The 20,380-nt window shown below is 40.4% G+C and carries 14 protein-coding genes and 3 pseudogenes; 1 reads left to right on the plus strand and 16 read right to left on the minus strand.

Annotated elements, in window-relative coordinates:
* Positions 1–31: 31 nt before the first annotated feature.
* From NDM98_RS04385 to spoVE, 5 genes and pseudogenes are all read right to left on the minus strand, one after another.
* On the minus strand, positions 32–805 hold the full coding sequence (locus tag NDM98_RS04385; RefSeq protein WP_251604913.1) for a cell division protein FtsQ/DivIB: 774 nt from the start codon (positions 803–805) through the stop codon (positions 32–34).
* A gap of 57 nt (positions 806–862) precedes the next feature.
* A pseudogene (gene murB / locus NDM98_RS04390) lies at positions 863–1,776 on the minus strand (UDP-N-acetylmuramate dehydrogenase).
* A 651-nt stretch (positions 1,777–2,427) separates the two neighbouring features.
* Positions 2,428–3,599 (minus strand): annotated as a pseudogene (locus NDM98_RS04395) (IS256 family transposase).
* Between the two features lie 103 nt (positions 3,600–3,702).
* Positions 3,703–3,909: a hypothetical protein gene (locus NDM98_RS04400; protein WP_251604915.1), complete on the minus strand. Its 207-nt coding sequence runs from the start codon at positions 3,907–3,909 to the stop codon at positions 3,703–3,705.
* Entirely contained in the window at positions 3,906–5,006 is a 1,101-nt protein-coding gene (gene spoVE / locus NDM98_RS04405; protein ID WP_251604917.1) for a stage V sporulation protein E, read from the minus strand. Before spoVE ends, NDM98_RS04400 begins: the two co-directional genes overlap by 4 nt.
* Before the next feature lie 322 nt (positions 5,007–5,328).
* On the opposite strand from spoVE, the gene NDM98_RS04410 reads away from it, so the two are divergent.
* Positions 5,329–6,621: an IS110 family RNA-guided transposase gene (locus NDM98_RS04410; RefSeq protein WP_251604502.1), complete on the plus strand. Its 1,293-nt coding sequence runs from the start codon at positions 5,329–5,331 to the stop codon at positions 6,619–6,621.
* Between the two features lie 572 nt (positions 6,622–7,193).
* Here NDM98_RS04410 and murD read toward each other — a convergent pair.
* The 11 genes and pseudogenes from murD to bshC form a co-directional block, all read right to left on the minus strand.
* Positions 7,194–8,543, minus strand: a complete 1,350-nt coding sequence (gene murD, locus NDM98_RS04415; protein ID WP_251604919.1) for a UDP-N-acetylmuramoyl-L-alanine--D-glutamate ligase — start codon at positions 8,541–8,543, stop codon at positions 7,194–7,196.
* Entirely contained in the window at positions 8,544–9,518 is a 975-nt protein-coding gene (gene mraY, locus NDM98_RS04420) for a phospho-N-acetylmuramoyl-pentapeptide-transferase (RefSeq protein ID WP_251604921.1), read from the minus strand. It lies immediately after the preceding gene.
* Positions 9,515–10,897 carry a UDP-N-acetylmuramoyl-tripeptide--D-alanyl-D-alanine ligase gene (locus NDM98_RS04425; RefSeq protein ID WP_251604923.1) on the minus strand — a complete coding sequence of 461 codons (1,383 nt, stop codon included), beginning with the start codon at positions 10,895–10,897 and terminating at the stop codon, positions 9,515–9,517. Before NDM98_RS04425 ends, mraY begins: the two co-directional genes overlap by 4 nt.
* Positions 10,894–12,357: a UDP-N-acetylmuramoyl-L-alanyl-D-glutamate--2,6-diaminopimelate ligase gene (locus NDM98_RS04430; protein WP_251608940.1), complete on the minus strand. Its 1,464-nt coding sequence runs from the start codon at positions 12,355–12,357 to the stop codon at positions 10,894–10,896. Before NDM98_RS04430 ends, NDM98_RS04425 begins: the two co-directional genes overlap by 4 nt.
* Positions 12,358–12,451: 94 nt before the next feature.
* Positions 12,452–14,386, minus strand: a complete 1,935-nt coding sequence (locus NDM98_RS04435) for a stage V sporulation protein D (RefSeq protein ID WP_251604925.1) — start codon at positions 14,384–14,386, stop codon at positions 12,452–12,454.
* 87 nt (positions 14,387–14,473) lie between these two features.
* Positions 14,474–14,731 carry a PASTA domain-containing protein gene (locus NDM98_RS24545; protein ID WP_373370390.1) on the minus strand — a complete coding sequence of 86 codons (258 nt, stop codon included), beginning with the start codon at positions 14,729–14,731 and terminating at the stop codon, positions 14,474–14,476.
* Between the two features lie 13 nt (positions 14,732–14,744).
* Positions 14,745–16,682: pseudogene (locus NDM98_RS24550) on the minus strand (peptidoglycan D,D-transpeptidase FtsI family protein).
* Between the two features lie 70 nt (positions 16,683–16,752).
* On the minus strand, positions 16,753–17,106 hold the full coding sequence (gene ftsL, locus NDM98_RS04450) for a cell division protein FtsL (protein ID WP_251604931.1): 354 nt from the start codon (positions 17,104–17,106) through the stop codon (positions 16,753–16,755).
* Positions 17,107–17,118: 12 nt separating this feature from the next.
* Positions 17,119–18,054: a 16S rRNA (cytosine(1402)-N(4))-methyltransferase RsmH gene (gene rsmH / locus NDM98_RS04455; RefSeq protein WP_251604934.1), complete on the minus strand. Its 936-nt coding sequence runs from the start codon at positions 18,052–18,054 to the stop codon at positions 17,119–17,121.
* A gap of 31 nt (positions 18,055–18,085) precedes the next feature.
* Positions 18,086–18,517, minus strand: coding sequence for a division/cell wall cluster transcriptional repressor MraZ (gene mraZ / locus NDM98_RS04460; protein ID WP_251608942.1), 432 nt, complete (start codon positions 18,515–18,517; stop codon positions 18,086–18,088).
* Between the two features lie 151 nt (positions 18,518–18,668).
* Positions 18,669–20,297, minus strand: coding sequence for a bacillithiol biosynthesis cysteine-adding enzyme BshC (gene bshC, locus NDM98_RS04465; protein WP_251604935.1), 1,629 nt, complete (start codon positions 20,295–20,297; stop codon positions 18,669–18,671).
* Between the last annotated feature and the right edge of the window lie 83 nt (positions 20,298–20,380).

Genomic DNA, 20,380 nt, shown 5'->3' on the forward strand with positions numbered 1-20,380 from the left:
ATTCTGACCTTTGTCATGGGTAGTCCATCCCCTATTCCTCAATCTCTTCTTCCTCCTGATAGTTAAGATCTTCAAAATAAGGACTCATCTTCATGTGAAGAATTCCATGTTTTGATCGGTCCACCTCTTTTGCAACGGAAGGATACGGTGTCATCCACTCTGAAAAATTGTTAACAGAGGTTTGAACGATTAATCCATCATTCATATATAACCTTAATGCTAATGGGTCTTCTTCTGTAGGAATGAACAATATTTCTGAGATTCGTTCCTTAATCTGATCGGATATTTCACCAAGCTCTGCAGCAAGCCTTTCTAATTTCACCATCTCTTCTTCAGCAATAATAACTGGTGCATCAGAGGGGATGTCGCCTTCAGGAAGCGCATCAAGAATGGCACCACTTTCAAGCATTGGATAATAGCCGTCCTGTTGTTTTACATAACCCACTCTTGGGTATTCGGTAATTTGGATTTCTACCTTATTAGGAAGTTTTCTCGATAGTTCAGCTGACGCCACTTCTTTGAGTTCTTCCATCTGTGTCACACTTAACTCTTTATGTAAGTTCCAAATACTATCTCCTATTGATAGTTCACTTGCTTCAATAATTTCTTCTTCATCAGCCACTACATTTCCATTTACTTGAATCTCTTTAATGTTACTAAGCGGTGATTGGAAATAAATCATTAGTACTAACAAAACAAAGAAGATACCCAAAAAAAACAGAAGTCTACGATTTGCACGCTGTTTCCGTTGTTCCTTTAATGAAGGGATGCGATCATTAACTGAAATTACTTTTTTATCACTCATTTTTACTCCCTTCTCCTCACTTAGATCAACTGTTTTTGGGTATACCCTAAATCATAATTATGGAGTTTCTTGTTTTCCAAACAGCTCTACCTCGGTTTCCATACGAATTTTTCTTTTCTCATATATAACGGTTTGAACGTGTTGAATCAAATCCAACACATCTTGAGCTTTTGCAGAATCCACATTTACAATAAAATTAGCATGAATATCAGAAATTTGAGCCCCTCCAATTTGATGACCCTTTAACCCTGCTTCTTCAATTAAATTTCAGCATAGTTCGGTAACGGGTTGCGGAACACACTTCCACATGTAGGATATGAGTAGGGCTGAGATTTTTTTCGGTACGCTTTATTTTCTTGCATTCTCGAAACAATTTCAGCACGGTCTCCTTTTTTCAACTTAAAAACAGCCTCGATACAAATAGCTAATTCACGTTGAAGTGTTGATGTTCGATAAGAAAATGCCATCTCTTCATGAGAGAGCCATTCTAATCGTCCATCTTCAAAAAGAATCAGAGCTTTCACAAAAATAGCTGCGATATCCGAACCATGTGCACCAGCATTCATAAACACAGCCCCACCAACAGAACCAGGAATCCCACCTGCAAACTCAAGTCCTGAAAGACCTTGTCTACTAATTAAAGTAGCTAATTTCACCAGAGGGTAACCTGCTCCCACTGTAACAAGTTCGTCATCTACAGCAAGAGCATCCATACCTTTTCCAAGTTTAATTGTAATGCCTTCTAAACCTTCATCAGAAACAAGTATATTCGAGCCTCTTCCAATCGCTCTCCACGGGATCTGTTTCTCCCGAATGAAGCTCATTGTCTTTATCAAGCCTTCTCTACTACTCGGCTCTACTAGTAGATCAGCTGGACCGCCAATTTTCCATGTTGTATGTTTTGATAAACGCTCATCTATTTTCACACTACCTACTTGTTCTTTTTCAAGCCAATCTCTAACATCCCTCATAGTTTCCCTCACTTTTCATCCTAAATTAATGTGAGTCGGAACTGAACATGGCGTACAGTTCTTCTATAATATCGGTTATGTATAACTTTAGTATAAGCATAAGCAAGCTTACCCAATTATCCTTCTACCCTTTATTTTAGCACGAACCCTACTTGCTTGACACTCGAAACCTGTGTGAGATCTTGTGATAAATTGGGCTTTTATGCAGAATCTCGTCAGACTTACCTAAAAAAGAGGTTTAGGTGTAAATAAAATGATGTAAAAGGCTATTGTAGCAAGGCGGCGGAAGGTCTATGGCGGAGTGTGAAGAGCGAAGGACAATACCTAGAAACACCTGATCGTAACCAAGATAGATTGCAGATCCATCAAGAAGTCCGCTCTGTTAGCATGAGAAACGGAGGAAACATCAAAAGGCATGAAGCTTTTACTAAGCACGTGGACCTTACACCAAGAAAAACATCAGCGGAACCAAGAACCTCTCTTCATTAGCAAGAGAAAAGGAAACTTTGGCAAGAACCTCATGCAACACTCGGTCAAGTCCTAATTTATGTGTAAAATACCTCGTCACTATTTTCAAGTCTTGATCTTAATGAATAATTTGTTTTCATTATCGGTTTAGGATAGAGGAGCCGTCGGCTCCTCTATTTCATATTACGTTTCAGGCAAATACTTTCTCTTACACAACTTCAATTCGTCGTAATCCTTCAGAACCGCTCCAATCAAACGGAACGCGGATTGTTGATTAGGGAAAATACGTATGACCCCTTCTCGACGGCGGACTTCTGAATTCAACCGCTCTAGGTTGTTTGTGCTTCGCAATAACGGATGATACGATTTCTGCTCGCTCATATATTGAATGGCATCTTCAAGTCCTTCTTCAAGTTTATTTAACGCGTTCTCATACTTCTTCTGTCCTTCGTAATTGGATGCGATCTCTTGATAAAGGGCTCGTGCTTCTTTTTGAGTTTGGCGAGTAAAGATATCTTTAATCAATGAGCGAAACGTTTCTGTTTCTTTTTTTGGAAGGGCGCTAAAGATATTTCGTTTAAAATGAACGGTGCACCGCTGCCAACTTGAGCCTGTAAATGCTTCGTGGATCGCTGCTTTTAAGCCTTTGTGGGCATCTGATATCACGAGTTTTGGAGATAAAAGCCCACGCGATTGAAGACTTTCGAAGAAAGATTCCCATCCAAGCTTTCGTTTCATCATGTGTAATATGAAAACCAATGATTTCTCTTTTGTGATCTTCATTCACGCCCACAGCGATGTAGACTGCTTTGGACACGACTTTTTGGTACTCGCGTACCTTAATATAAAGCGCATCAGTATAGATATAAGGATATTCTTTTCCAACTAAAGATCGACTCGACCACTCTTTGACGAAAGGATCTAACCTTTCTGTTAGACTTGATACAAAGGATTTAGACACATTTTCTCCGCACAGTTTCACGACCGCTTGAGTCACTTTGCGTGTTGAAACCCCTTGGACAACCATTTCAACCATCGTTGCTATCAGTGCTTGATCTGTTCGTTGATAGCGCTCAAAAAGAGACGGAGAGAACTTTCCATTACGCGAACGAGGCACCTTAAGAGTGATCTTCCCAATTGAAAGCATATAATCTCTCTCATAGTACCCATTACGATAATCAACCCGATCTCCAGTGCGTTCATAAGAGCTTGGATTTCAGATACTCATCGCGCTCCTGTTCCATCATTTGATTGAGAATCAGAATAATCGAAGATTTAATCGTCGCATTTAAATTTGAGCCTATTAATTCCTCTTTAATTACATCCATATCTACGTTAAAATTAAATTGGGTCATGTCCCATTCCTCCTGTTGATGATTTTCTTGGCGAAAATAGTGTATCACGAGGATGGGCCATTGGCCTTTTTTTTATTTTTACTTTTACACAATTATATGGACTCTACTCAACACTCCAAGAGCACTCAACAAATACGAAGACCTTGCTCATCACAACAAGACCTTGCTCTCCACACCAAGAACCTTCTTCCAATACCAAGTCCTCACTCGCCATTGCAAGAGAGAAAACGCAAACGACGAACGAACCTAATTCATCGGTCCATTCGTCTTTTTGCTTGTCTGTATGTCTTTCCGAGTTCCACCAACTCACCACCTGGCATGTCTACTTATATTTAAGAGAATACCAATAGAAACAAGCATTAATGTAAGGGATGAGCCGCCGTAACTTAATAGCGGTAAGGTGATTCCAGTTACTGGCATTAATCCTGATACAACACCGATATTAATCATAACTTGAATGGCAATCATCGTGACGATACCCGCAGCCAGTAAGCTTCCATATAAATCAGGTGCTGCCAATGCGGCACGCACTCCTCTCCAGAGAAGAATGCCAAATAAGGTTAAAATCAAACAGCCACCGATAAATCCAAGCTCTTCACTTAAAATTGCAAAAATAAAATCAGTTTGTGGTTCGGGTAAATAAAAATATTTTTGCCGGCTATCTCCAAAACCTAACCCCATTAAGCCACCAGGTCCGATTGCGTAGAGGGATTGAATAATTTGAAACCCACTACCTAATGGATCACTCCACGGATCGAGAAAAGACGTGATACGTTGAATGCGGTAAGGTGCAGAAGCGATTAATCCGACAAAACCAAGAAGACCTACAACTCCAAGCCAAAGAAAATGGCTAACTCTTGCGCCTGAAACAAAAATCATCACAACACAGGTTCCAACCATTACTGCTCCTGTGCCTAGGTCTGGTTGGAGCATAATGAGGGCAAAACCACTCATAACGAGTGCTAAGTTTGGAAGCAATCCTTTTTTAAAGGATACAATTCTCTTTTGATTTTCAGATAAATACCTGGCCAAAAAGATTGCCATTCCCATTTTCATAAATTCTGAGGGTTGTATGGAGAATGCTCCAACTCCAAGCCAGCTTCTAGCTCCCCCGCGAACCAGACCTACTCCTGGTACAAGAACTAAGAGTAACAGCAAAAAACACACAATGAGTATAAGTTTTGCATACGTTCGCCATGTCCAATACTCTACTTTCATAATAAAAATCATTAGCGTTACACCAACACCTGCAAAAAACAGTTGTCTTTTTAAAAAGAAAAAGGAATCTTCAAACCGATACTCCGCCCACGCAGCACTAGCACTATAAACCATGATTACTCCTATTGATAAGAGTGTTAGTGTGGTAAGCAACAAGATATAATCTGGAGCGGACTTTGATTTTTGCATTAGGACACCTCGATTGCTCACTTAAGTCTTTGCCTAATACAACATATGCTTGGACATGATAAAACATGTCCATTGTGCAAGTAACCCAACTAACTTATCCTGCAGTTATCGAGTTACATAGCTCTGGCCACACTCCAGGTATGGGGGGGCACGCTTTCCGTGGGCGGGCGTTGAACTAAACTGGCTACGCCAGTGTATTTCAACTCTGCCCTTTACTCCCACAGGAGCATTCCTGTGGGATTTCTTTTCGTCCTATTTACACAAAAAAAGCCCTCCGTTAAGATGCAATTGTACCCAAACAACACATCGAGGAGGACTTACTATGAATCATACGCGCAATGATCGATTAGATCAAGTTCAAGAGGATACATTGGTGATTGGCATTGATATCGCCAAATTCAAGCACTACGCATGTGCTGTGAATGATCGCAGCCGTGAACTTAGTGATGCCTTTCCGTTTCATCAATCAAGAAATGGGTTTCACCACCTCTATGACGAGCTTGAACAACTAAAGAAGGCTCATCAAAAAACAAACATCCTCATTGGCTTTGAACCAACCGGTCATTACTGGATGAATCTTGCGCAATTTTTAAACCATCATGGCATTCCTTTTGTCTTGGTAAGCCCGCTGCACGTCAATCGAGCCAAAGAGTTTGATGATAACCTACAAACGAAGAATGACCGTAAAGACGCTCGTGTGATTGCGAAAATGGTCACTCAGGGATATTTTAGCTATCCGCGTTTCTTGACGGGCGTAGATGCAGAACTGCGTAATGGCGCAACCCTTCGAGACCGGTTAAAAAAAGATAGGGCGCGTGTGACCAACCAGATCATCCGTTGGATGGATCGGTATTTCCCAGAATTACATGGAGCCTTTAAAGCCATGGGGAAAACCCTTGTCTGCATCTTAAAGTACCGTCCCTTACCTGAGGAGTGGCATGATCTTGAGGTAGAGTCTTTTCTATCCGAGATCAAAGAAAAAGAAGCGATCAGGAACCCCTCTAGAAAGAGATTGCACAACGTTCAAGTATTAGCGTCTCAATCCATTGGGTTAACCGAAGGGAACGAGTTTGCGAGACAAGATATTCGTTCGCTCATTGAGCAATATGAACGAACTTGTGCGGAGTTAGAAGAAACGAAAGAGACGATGCGAGAGCTCGCTCGACAAGTAGACGCCTATGAGAGTTTAATCTCTATCCCTGGTATTAGTGAAGAGACCGTTTGTGAATTACTCGCTGAAACGGGACCACTCACCAACTACAGTCATCCACGCCAACTGACAAAATTAGCGGGATTGACGCTACGTGAGAATTCTTCCGGCCAACATCAAGGACGAAAGAGGCTCTCTAAACGAGGAAGACGCCGCTTGCGTTCTCTGCTCTTTCGAGCGGTTCTCCCGCTCATCCGGAATAACCAAGCTTTCTTAGATCTCTATACGTACTACATTTCAAGAAGTCAAAATCCGCTTCAAAAGAAGGAAGCCTTGGTGGTTCTCTGTAGTAAGCTATTGAAGATCTTTTGGGGGTTAAGCCATCACCAGATGGCGTTTGATGCTGAAAAGATGAGGAGTGATAGCCCTCCTCTTCAAAAAGCACGATCCTCGCTCGCTTCATAAGGAAGCCTAAAGGAATATGAAAAATGGTGACTTGGAGAATCGGTAATAAAGACGACTTTTGACCTCGAGTCCATACAGGAGCATAAATCCGACTCTGCCTTATGAAGAGACCCAACGAAGGAATGTGAGCGCACGACGCTAAGAGACATGGGAGGGTATGTCCACATAAGTTGAGCAGAGCTCATTGAAGCACCCATATCGTTATAATTGGATGAGATTCCCTACATCTATTAGCGTAGCGTACGCTCATATTCCTTTAATAAACATTATTGGAATGAATAACTTAGCGTAATCATAAAAAATATTTTTTAACCTGTTAATATAGCCTTTAAAACACTGATACATTAGGTTTTTCGGAGGGAGTCGGCCCTCCCATACCTTCCGCTTAGTTAAGTGGAGACATAAAGTGAAATTTAAGTTCATGACTATTCATTTTTATAGAAGTATGAATAGACGGTCTACTCTCACTTATACAGCAACTTAAACAAAGTCACTTACAAATCCAAAAAAACTCAAAATGCCTCTGAGGAAATGTAACCTCAGAGGCATTCTTTAAGCTGTGATTTATTGACTTACAAATCGTTAATCGCTTTGATAAAGGCTTGGCCTCTTTCTTCAAAGGTCTTAAATTGATCCCAGCTTGCACAGGCTGGGGATAGCAGGATGACGTCTCCTGCTTCTGATTCTTCGTAAGCAGCTGTAACGGCTTCCTCGATTTTGTTTACAACTTGCACAGATTGAATGTTAATGGACCGTGCTGTTTCTGCGATTTTGTCTTTTGTTTCTCCATACGTAATGACTGACTTCACACCACGTAATGATGGAATTAATGATTCAAATGAATTGCCTCGATCTAATCCGCCAGCGAGTAAAATCACTGGCTTGTCAAAAGCTTCTAATGCTTTTGATGTTGCGAGGATATTGGTTGCCTTTGAGTCATTATAAAACAATCTCTCATTTTGATTTTTTACAAACTGTAAGCGATGCTCTACACCACCAAATGTTTTTAGAACATGTTGAATTTGTGTGAGCGATGCTCCAGCAAGTATGGTTGCTCCAACAGCCGCCAGGATATTTTCAATATTATGTTTACCTGGAAGCATAATATCTTTCACTGCGATCATTGGTTTCGTTCGATAACGGATATATCCGTCTGCTACATCTAAGCCATTTGGTACCAACTGACTTGTTGAAAATCCAATCTTTGTCGCAGAGCTTGATTGTGCGATCTCATTAATGATTTCATCAGACACATTATAAACAAGAAAATCAGATTCTTGTTGTTGCGCTTGAATTCGGGCTTTTGCATTAATATAGTGTTGCTTTGTCCCGTGATAATCAAGGTGAGCGTCAAATAGATTAAGTAAAACTGAAATTTTTGGACGGAATTTGTCTGTACCCATTAGCTGGAAACTTGATAATTCCATCACAATGATATCATCGTTTGTCGCTTGCTCGGCAACTTCACAAGCAACAATGCCAATATTACCGGCAACTAGGGGTGACCTACCACTATTATAAAGCATCTCGGTTATTAGCGTAGTTGTTGTTGTTTTTCCGTTAGAGCCTGTGATAGCAATGATATCAGCTTCACTTATTTGGTAAGCAAGCTCGATTTCAGTTTGAATAGGAATGTTCTTTTTTTCTGCTTCCACAAGTAATACATTGGAATAAGGAATTCCTGGATTTTTAATAATTAAGTCGACTTGCTTATCTAATAGTGACAGTGGATGTGAACCGCAAATCACTTCAATACCTTGTTCGATTAACTCCTGCGCCTGCGGATTATCTTCTAATGATTTTCCATCATTAACGGTAACGTTTGCTCCTAATTGATGCAATAATCTAGCTGCTGCGTAGCCACTTTTTGCTAAACCTAGCACGAGCACATGTTGATTTTGATATTGTTCTGCTTGCTTCATTTATAACCACACTCCTGTATAGATTGCGGCAATAGCAAACACCATTCCTACAAGCCAAAACGTCACAACCACACGCCATTCTGACCAACCAGAAAGTTCATAGTGGTGATGTAGTGGACTCATCTTAAATACTCGTTTGCCTCTTGTTTTAAATGAAATCACCTGAATAATAACAGATAATGTCTCTATTACAAAAACGCCACCGACTAAAATGAGCATTAGTTCCATTTTGCTTAAGATTGCAATACCTGTAATCGCTCCACCAAGAGCCAATGAACCAGTATCCCCCATAAAAACTTTTGCAGGGTGAGCATTAAAGACTAAAAAGCCAAGGACAGCTCCAACAACAGCAGCACTAAATAGTGAAACATCTAGAAAGCCTGCATTCCATGCAAGAATAGCAAACGCTCCAAAAGCAATAGCACCTGTCCCTGCCAGTAAGCCGTCTAAACCATCTGTTAAGTTAACCGCATTGGAAGCCCCAACAAGCATAACAATGATTAGTGGAAGGTATAGAAAGCCGATATCAACGGAAAAAGACGTTGCTGGAATAGCAATTTCTGTTGAAAAACCAATTTGAATAAGTCCTAGGTAAAAGATAACAGCAATAATTAGTTGTCCAACAAGCTTTTGTTTAGACGTTAGTCCTAAATTATGCTTCTTCACTACTTTGATATAATCATCGAGAAAACCTACTAAGCCGTATCCTACAGTTACAATAAGAAGTAGGATAATTTCCGGTGACAAATTATTTGTACTAATAGTGATTCCGAGGACCGTTGCAAAGATAGCTAAAACGACGATGATTCCACCCATTGTAGGCGTGCCGCTTTTTTTCTGATGTGATTCAGGGCCTTCCTCACGGATACTCTGGCCAAACTTTAGTCTTTTTAAAAATGGGATGAATAGCGGCGAAAACATAACCGCTACTCCAAATGAAATAATCAGCGTAAGAAGCAGAAGTTGTTCATTCATTTGTTCATCTCCCCCTTCCCGCTTTCGTCTAAGTCGTTTAAGATCTGTTCTAGTTTTAATCCTCTTGATGCTTTAAGAAGTACGGCTGTTTTTTTATCCAGTAATGGTTTTAGAAGCACGGCCGCTGCATGAACTGTATCTGCATGCAAGATTTGAAGATCTGTCGTCTCTTTTGATACAACATCAGATATCCATTTTCCTTTTTGACCAACAGTTAAAAGGTGGGTGATTGGAGCTTGAATCGAACGTGAAATCCGCTCATGTAATTCCTTTTCATTCTCCCCTAATTCATACATATCTCCAAGTACTGCAATATAGGTTGTAAATCCTTCTAGTTCTTTTAATGCTTCAATGGAAGCTTCCATTGAAGTAGGGCTTGCATTATAGGCGTCATTAATGATTAATTCTCCATGCATTCCCATCGAACGTTCAAGTCTCATACTACTAATCTCCACTTGTTTTAATCCATCTTGGATATGTTCAGATGAAACACCAAGTCCTGCTGCAAGGCTAGCTGCAAGGCTTGCATTTTTAACATTGTGTTTTCCCAGTAATGGAATGGAGAGATCTCCGATACTATCCAATGTAAAATGAAAACCTGCTGAGTCAGAACGGATTTGTTTAATTTGAATTCGGTTTGTCTCTGAAAAACCAACTGAACAAACGGTCTCATCTGAAAGAGCTGTTAGAAGAGGTTCATCTCCATCAATATAAAGAATACCGCCTGAGACTAACCCATCTCTAATTTCTGCTTTTGCTTTTGCAATGCCTGATCTTGAACCTAACTGCTCCATATGAGACTCACCTATATTGGTGATTAATGCAGCATCTGGTTCAGATAATGTGCTTAATAAGTGAATTTCACCATAGCCACTCATGCCCATTTCCAAAATTAAATACTGACAATCTTCCTGCATACCAAGAATGGTTAATGGCAACCCAATATGGTTATTATAATTCCCCTGTGTTTTATATGTTGTACCAGCAAAAGTTAGAATCGATGAAAGCATATCTTTCACCGTAGTTTTCCCGTTACTACCCGTTACAGCAATGACTTTAGGGTTCACATGATTTCGGTACTGTTTTGCCAAAAGCTGAAGAGCTTGTAAGGTATCTTCCACATAATATAGTTGAAAATCCTGAGGTATTGATTCAGGGACTGGAATATCCTCCTGCCAAAGGCTTGCTTTAGCACCTGCTTTGATGGCTTTGTCAATAAAGTGATGTCCATCAAATCGTTCACCACTAATTGGAATGTACAACGCATCCTGCTTAAGTGTTCGAGTGTCAATTGAAACACTTAGAAAGCTTGTTGGATTCGCATCGTTAACTCTTGTAGCTTTTGCAATTGTTTGTACTAGTTGATGAGAGATACTCATGTTAACCTTCCTCTGATCGCCTCTTCAGCGACTTCTTTATCATCAAAATGGTGCTTTACTCCGGCGATATCTTGATAGGTTTCATGTCCTTTACCAGCAATTAGAACAACATCACCTTCTTCGGCCTCTTCAATCGCACGGTAGATTGCCTGTTTTCGGTCAAGAATCGTTTCATAATTATCAGCCAAAAGGCCGCTTGTCATATCCTTTAAAATCAATTCAGGATCTTCTGACCTTGGATTATCTGATGTGAAAATAGCTCGATCAGCTTGTTTTACAGCAATCTCCGCCATAACTGGTCGTTTGCTTGCATCACGATCACCACCACAACCAACAACAACAGTTACCTGTCCATTCGTCAATTCAGATACTGTATCAAGCACGTTTTTTAAACTATCCGCTGTGTGAGCATAATCCACTATGACTGAGAAAGGTTGACCACATTGAACCGGTTCAAATCGCCCTGCAATGCCTTGCACTCGCTCAATACTTTCCTTAACTTGTTCTAACTCTAAACCGGATGCAATAGCCGCGGCCACTGCTGCTAGAGCATTATACACACTAAACAAACCAACTAGTTTAAAGCTTACGGTTGTTTCTTCACCGAAGGCTTCCAAAACAAATGTTGTACCCTCTGGTGTAGATTTAATATCCTTCGCTCGAACATCAGCCGATTTACGGATACCGTATGTAACTATTTCAGCTGTCGTAAGCTGAGCAAGGCGTGGTCCAGATAAATCATCAATGTTAATGACGGCCTTTTTTCCTTCATAGGTATTACCAAGTTGAGAGAATAACAAACTCTTTGCAAATAAGTATTTTTCCATTGTTTCATGATAATCAAGATGATCAGGTGTTAGATTGGTGAAAACCGCGATGTCAAAATCACATCCCCTTACACGACCATGATGCAAGGCATGAGAAGAGACCTCCATAACAGCTGTATCCACACCAGCTTGATTCATGTTGTTAAACGTCTGTTGTAGAACCAATGATTCAGGTGTTGTATTTGCTGTATCAAAAAATTGATCATCAATTTTTGTGTACATCGTTCCAATTAACCCTGTTTTTTGATCTGCATCCCGAAGAATTTGATCAAGAATATGAGTTGTTGAGGTTTTTCCATTTGTACCGGTTACTCCGATTAATTGTAGTTTCTTTGTTGGTTCATCATAGAAATGACTAGCAATTCGCGCCATTGCCCGCTTTGCATCATCTACTAAAATTAATGGAACTGAGACGTCAAGAGACCGCTCAGCAATGATTGCGGCGGCTCCTTGTTCTATTGCTTTATCAGCAAAATCATGACCATCAACTGTGTATCCTTTTATACAAATAAAGAGTGATCCACTAGTCACATTTCTTGAATCCATCTCTACATGTTGTATTTGTATTTGTTTCTGCTCAGGCGTTAGTTCACTTGTCGTGCGCAGCGGCCGGAGCAGCTCTTCTAATATCATCATTGTTAAAACCCTCTCATTCACTGCGATAAGCTGTCATATTTTCAATCAAGCATTCTTGTATACCCACTCACGAAAACATACAAACTATATTTTAGTCGTTTGTTTCTGATTTGTCACCCATGTATATTCTGACTGTTGAGCCAGCTGCTACTTTACTCCCAGGTTCAGGAGATTGTGTGATCACAACTTCCCCTTCTCCAGCAGCGTCAAGCTTTAGCTCCATGTAGCCTTCATGGATCTCTCTTCTCGTGCGCCCAACCAAATCCGGGACTTCCATAATGGGTTCGTCGTTCCATGATACTTTTTTCTCAACTTGATCTGTTCTTTTTTCTACACCCATTGCAGCTAGACTATCACCAATGATATTTCCTACAATCGGTGCTGCAACAATGCCACCAAACTGTAAGGTGTCTTTTGGATTATCTACAGCTACATACACAACGATTTCTGGATCATCAGCTGGGGCAAATCCAATAAATGAGACAATATGATTATTTTCAAGATACTTCCCGTCTTTTGCTTTTTGAGCTGTACCTGTTTTACCACCGACCCGATACCCATCAACAAATGCCCCTTTTCCTGTTCCAAGGGCCACAACGGTTTCAAGCGCATCTCGTACTTTTTTTGATGTCTCTTCAGAAATAACTTGTCGTTTCATATAAGGTGATTGCTGTTTGACAACCGAGCCTGACTCGGGGTCAACCCATTCCTTCGCGATAAATGGTTTATACAGATAGCCGCCATTAACAGCTGCAGACACGGCCGTTACCTGCTGGAGCGGTGTCACTGCCACCCCTTGGCCAAACGCCGTTGTAGCTTGTTCAAGCGGACCAACACGATCTCGGTTAAATAAGATTCCTGTGCCTTCACCCTGTAAATCAATGCCGGTTTTAGAGCCAAACCCAAAATCCTCAATGTAATCAAATAAAAGGTCCTTACCTAGTCGTTCACCTAACGTGACAAAGCCGGGGTTACAGGAATTTTGTACAACTTCTAAAAACGTTTGTTGTCCATGCCCACCTTTTTTCCAACAGCGTAATCGATGTCCAGACACTTCAATATAACCTGGATCATAAAATTGATCATGCTCTAGGTCAACTTTTCCTTCTTCAAGAGCAGCGGCTAATGTAATGATTTTAAAAGTAGACCCTGGCTCATATTGCATCCAAACTGGTTTATTTTGATTATATATATCAGCTGATACTTCTTGAAAGTTCTCTGGATTATAATCTGGTCTACTGCTCATGGCAAGAATTTCACCTGTTTTAGGATTCATAGCAATCGCCATCGCCCCATCAGGATTATAGGTCGCCTCAGCAATATCAAGTTCTCTTTCCATAATCGTTTGTACACGGCTATCAACCGTTAACCTCATATCCAATCCGTTTACAGGTGCTTGATATTCATCAGCAAGATTAGGCATGCGACTGTTTTTTGCGGTCGAAAAAAAAGATACATGCCCCTGCTCACCTTTTAGCTCTTCGTCATAATACAATTCAAGCCCCGTTAGTCCTTGATTATCAATACCAGCAAAACCTAATACATGAGAGAGATAACTTCCATGTGGGTAGTGCCGCTTACTATCCTCTGCAATAAATACACCGGGTAATCGTAAACTTCTAATCTCACTTGCCTTTTCCTTGCTAATTTTTTGGCCTTCAGGTCGCAGCCATACTCTTGATTCAGATTTCGTTAACTGTTCAAGCGCACTGCTTTTGTCCATTTCAAGAATAGCCGCTAACTTCTCTGCACTTTGCTCAGGATCCTCAATTTGTCTCGGTACAACCAAAACAGAAGGTGCACTAACATTCGTGGCTAATACCTCATCATTTCGATCGCGAATTTCTCCCCTTTTGGGTTCAAACGGAATCACTCGACTCCACGAATCCATAGCTAGCTGAGTTAATTCTTCTCCTTTTACAAATTGAACATATCCAAGCCTACCAGCAATGATAAGAAAAACAGCCAGTCCAATTATTAAAATCGCAATGAGTCGTTTCCTCACTGTCGTTTGAGATACTCTCATGTTAACTCCCTCCGATTCTCTTGCTTTGAAACAAGCTTATGCTTGTATCAGCTTATGAATCAGAGACAGTTAAAAGAACTCATTCGATTAATTTGATACGTCTCGATCTGTTTCCACATCTAGATCAAGCTCTTCCTGTGACTCGTCCTCAGGATGATCTTCATCTGATTGCACATCTTCCTCACTGGAGAACTCTGCTTGAATTGAATCGCCTTCTTGCACTTGTTCACCTGCACTTGGAGCTTGATGATTCAAAAATCCATTTCCTTCTGAATCAAGCTTTACTCCTAAAACAGCAGCAACCTTTAAGACATCACGAGTTGACCATCCAGTCATATCTGGCATTTGATAAGGTCCCTCATCTGAATAGAGAACCACTTTTTCTCCCTCTAACAAACCAACGCCTGACTGAGGCTGCTGTGCACTTACGTTCTCTCCGTCTCCAAGAGTAATGACCTGCAAACCATTTGATTCTAAATCACTAACGGCCTGCTCAACCGACTCACCCTGTAAATCCTCCATCTTATATCCTGCCGCTGTTTCTTCTTTCACTTCTTCAACGGTTGGAGCAATGTTTAAATAATCTAAGCTACGTTGCATAATTGTATTAAAGATTAAGGCAACAGGTTCGCTACCAATTTCCAGATCATCCAGCTGTGGCCGCTCTACAGCAACATATACCATAACCTTAGGATCATCCTCTGGAGCCATACCCATAAATGAAAACAAGTTATTCCCATGACCAGTCATATATCCTGGTGCATCTTCATTTAATACTTGAGCCGTGCCTGTTTTTCCTGCGATATCAAATCCTGCAATTTGATATGCATTACCAGTCCCTTCTGGCTCACTGACAACTTCTCCTAATAATTTGCGAACTTCTGCCGCTGTCTCTTTAGAAATTGGCTGACCAACCTCAGTCGGTTCATTTTGCTCGATGACAGTTCCCGAATCATGATCCGTAATTCGATCAATAATATATGGCTTCATCATCTTTCCATCATTAGCAATCGCCGTTGCAGCTTGAACAATTTGAATCGGTGTTACTGCAGAACCTTGTCCAAAAGAGGTAGTTGCTGCATCAGATCGACCATTTTGCGCAATCTGGCTATCTGTCTCGTTAGGAAGGTCAATACCCGTTTTATCGTAAAAACCAAATTTATCCCAGTAATCATATAATTTATCTGGTCCGAGTTTCTCTAGTGCCAATATCATCATCGCCACGTTAGATGAACGCAGAAAACCCTCTCTAAAGGAGATCGTGCCCCAAGCCTCCTTTTTTATGATCACTAATTTCATATTCAGAGTCTACTTGATAGCTACCAGATTTATATTTTTCCTCTGAATTCCAGACACCTTCTTCAATTGCCGATGCCACTGTAAACATCTTCATCGTCGAACCAGGTTCAAAACGATCTGATACCGCATAATTTGTATAGTTTTCAACTGATTCATATTCATTTGGATTAAAGCTTGGACGATTACTCATGGCAAGAATCTGTCCTGTTTTAGGGTCTGCTACAATTGCCGTCATTTTTTTAGGTGAATATTCCTCGTCCACCTTTGACATCACTTGCTCTAAAGCCACCTGAATATTGGAGTCTAATGTCAAAAATACATCATCACCATCTTTTGCAGGTGTGATTGTATTATTTGGATTTGGTAGTGGAATGCCTTTATGGTCACTATCATATTGAATCGATCCGTTTTCAGGACTTAACAAGTCGTCTAAACTTCTCTCTAACCCCATTCTAGCAACGGCCATATCACGTTCGGTATAGCCTATGATATGAGACGCATACATTTGTTTAGGGTAATATCTGCGAGGTTGCTTCGTAAAATGAATGCCATCTAACTCAAGTTCCTTAATCTCAGTCATCTTCTCATAGGATAGATTCCTCGCCCCTGATCCCAGTTCAACCTGGAACTTATCCTGTTCCAACATACGCTTTAGCTCAGACGTTTCAAGATCAATTAATGGAGCTAACTTCTCAGCTGTCTCTTCCGGATCTCGCACGTGACTAACTTGATCTTCAGATAAAACAGCATATACGCTATAGGATTGTAATTCCTCAGCTACGGCGTCACCATTTTTATCATAAATCGTGCCTCTTTTTCCTTCAATGACTTGGCTTTTTTGCCATCTTTGTTCTGCTATGGCTGATAAATCTTGTCCTTTCACTTCTTTTGCAGCTTGTATATAAGCAATACGACCGCATAAGACAAGGAACAGAACAAGAAAACAAACCAATAACATTAATGCACGTTTGTTCGTGGCAGCTCTTTTGATATCCATGCTCTCTAACACTCCCTACAATTCAAGTGTAATAGAAAATATTCGAAAAAAAACTAGTTCAACGTATGAACTAGTTTTTGTTTACAACTTCTACGTTTTCTGCGTTAAGTTCAAACCCATTTTCTTTCGCGATACTAAACAACCGATCCGGGTCACTAGCCTCTACCACTTGCAAATTCAAGCCCTCATTAACCTGTGTTTGATTCGTAATCGTTGTTTGGATATCGTGGTTTTGTTTGTTTAAACTATAAATCGAAACGTAATTATGTACAACCAATCCTGCTAATACGAGAACGATACCCGCAAGACACAATGCAATTAATTTTTCTCCAAGCGTAATTCTGGCCCTCGAAGTGCGAATGACCTTTTGAGTTTGTGGTGCTGTATTAGGCTGATGATTCGGTTGAACTTGACGTGCCAGCATAGTTTGACCCCCTTAATTTTTCTTTTCAGCAATACGTAATTTGGCAGAACGAGAACGGTTATTCTCATCCAACTCTATTTCACTAGCGATAACAGGTTTACGTGTAACGATCTCCATCTTTGGTTCGAACCCTTCTGGAATGACAGGAAGACCACGAGGAAGATCTGGCATTTTTGACCATTCTTTTAACATCTGCTTACAAAGTCGATCTTCTAACGAGTGGAACGTAATGACACAAAGTCTTCCACCTACATTTAAAAGTTCGTATGAGTCTTGTAACGCTGTTTCAAAAGCACCTAACTCATCATTCACAGCAATCCGAATGGCTTGAAAAGTTCGTTTAGCAGGATGCCCGCCTTTTCTTCTAGCCGGAGCAGGAATTGCGTCTTTGATCACCTCAACCAGTTGACCTGTCGTTTCTAGCGGCTGAGTCTCTCTAAACGCTTCAATCTTTCGAGCTATTTGTTTGGCGAATTTTTCCTCTCCGTAGCGAGAAATAGTCGAAAATAGCTTTGCAAATGGCCACTCGTTAACCACATGATAGGCAGAAAGTTCAGCCTGTTGATTCATCCTCATATCTAAAGGTGCGTCTTGATGGTAACTAAATCCTCTCTCCGCTTCATCAAGTTGTGGAGAGGAGACACCTAGGTCAAACAAAATCCCATCTACTTTAGTTATATTTAATTGCTCTAGTTCTTCACGCAAATGTCTGAAGTTCGCTTGAATTAGCGTATAACGTCCTTCATATTTGCCTAATGTCTCATGCGCTGCATTAATTGCTGTCACATCTTGGTCAAATGCATACAAATGGCCGCCATCGGTTAATTGCTGAACAATTCTCTCGCTATGTCCAGCTCCACCTAATGTACAATCAACATACACACCATCAGGTTTAATATGTAAGCCTTGGACTGATTCTTCTTTTAATACTGTAAAATGATTAAACAACGGGTTCACCTACTCTTTTTTAGCGTGTGTCCTAAAGATCAAAGTCTGTTAGATTTTCAGAAATCTCAGCTAAAGACTCCTCAGATTCACCCACATAGTGTTCCCACATAGATTGACTCCATACTTCCACCCGATTTGATACACCAATGACCACACATTCCTTTTCAATATGAGCATACTGACGGAGTGGAGAGGCGAGGTTCACTCTGCCTTGCTTATCTAACTCACATTCTGATGCACCAGAGAAGAAGAAACGAGTAAATGCACGAGCATCTTTTTTCGTGAAAGGGAGGGTTTTAAGCTGTTCTTCAAGCTTTGTCCATTCTTCGTAAGGGTAAACAAACAAGCATTTATCTAGTCCACGGGTCACAACAAATGACTGGCCTAATCCCTCGCGAAATTTCGCTGGAATGATCATGCGGCCTTTTTCATCTACATTATGGCGATACTCCCCCATGAACATATGCTCGTCTCTCTCCCCACTTACTAACAATAACTTACCACAACCCCCCACTTTTCACCACTACCTTTTCGTAACTTTCTCCACAAAACAAAAAAAATCCTGCCTAGGGCAGAATTTTTTTCGTTTTTATTTAAATATTGTTCAAAACTCATTAGAGAAAGAGTAGCTTAGGGACACCGTTCAAAGCCAATGGCTGTTGAAATATTTGTTTTAACCCACTTTGTCCCACAATGTTTAATAAAATGATGGGATGTAAGATTCGCTCTTGTGGTGAGCCTAATGGTTTCATCCAAAATACCGCATGATCAAATTGACTAATCGTTGTTTTGTGGGTGTCAAGAATATGACGATTCATGCGAGACTCTAAAAATTGAATCTGTTTCATAATTAAGGCCACATTCTTTTCACTCATGGAATAAAGTGTTGGATCCATTTTCTCTGCAAGCTGACGCAAAGGCTGATGAATATGATCAACATTTTCTTTAACTTGACTTACAACTTCGTCAATTGGAAAAGAATGCTGCTCTTTAATCCAGTTTTGTTTCAATCGTTCGCTGTCTCCCTCAAGAAATGATTGATAGGATATTCCAGTTTCTTCAACCCACTTTTTCACAGACCTCGGAATAATTGTTACTTGAAGTCTTGGTATCAAAGGTGGCATATTCCAACCAAATTGATTAAAAGCAGGTTTTAATGTTCCCCAGTATGCAAGTTCACCCGGACCAGGAATAAAAGCTAAAACAGGAAGCACCCATTCTTGCATTAAAGGTCTACTAACAACATTATTACTAAAACGCTCTGGTTGTTCTTCTACCAATGAAAGCAGCTCCTGCTTTGAAAACGATACTTCTTGGTTGCGGCTTGTAAATAAACCGTCCTCGTAATCAAGTCGCACACGTTTCTGATCAACCGTTATAAACAGATGTGCATTTTCTTCCTCTGTTAAGATTGGCGCATTATAACCTAACTCAACTAGCTGAGTTACACCCTTTTGTTGATTTGCTTGTAGCTCCTCAACATGTAAGATCATCTCTTTGAAAAAATCCGTTTCCAATCGACGCAATTCAGGATGGTTTGCATCAACAAAAATCAACCCTTCTTGTAAAAACAGCTCGTTCATTAATTGAATAAAAAAGTCTGTATACGTTTGACAGGCACTTGCTGTTTGTCTGATTTTTTCAATTAAATCACAAGTGAAATCTGTTTCGGGCAACTCTTCAAATACACCATCTAGCCAATGAAAAAGCTCTTCATGCGGAAGTTGCTTTAACGATGCTGAGGACTGTGTATCTTCATCTTGTATTGGATGCTTCCGCCATGTGCCTTGCTTCTCTCGATAAACAAATCGAATTTCTTCAAAATCATGATCTTCTCCAGCTACCCAAAAAACAGGCACAACAGGAACATTTAATTCCTTTTCCTGTTGTTTAGCAGCAATCAGAACAGTTAAAGCCTTATATAAGGTAAATAAAGGTCCTGTAAGAAGACCCGCTTGTTGTCCACCTACTATAACCAGTGATTCTTTTTGACGCAGTTTAGCAATACTCGCTAGTGCAGCTTCTGGTTTATGTAAGTTCTTATGAGTACTCAGAAGATGCGTTACTAATTTTTCTCTTCTTGTGGCATCAAATGCACGATTTGACAATTCATCTGCTCTTTTTACAAGCCAATCAGCTGATTCATATGTATAATCAAACAGTCCATTTAGCTCTGTTCGTTGATTGAGATAATCACGATAAAATCCGGCAGGAGGGTCTAGATGTATTTCATTAAGCTCCATATAAGACGAATCCCTTCCTTAGTTAGAATCAACATTAAAGTACATTTTCTACTCACGTATAATTAGACTTTCTTATCATAGCA

This window comes from Alkalicoccobacillus plakortidis (assembly GCF_023703085.1).
In the GTDB taxonomy this organism is placed as follows: domain Bacteria; phylum Bacillota; class Bacilli; order Bacillales; family Bacillaceae_D; genus Alkalicoccobacillus; species Alkalicoccobacillus plakortidis.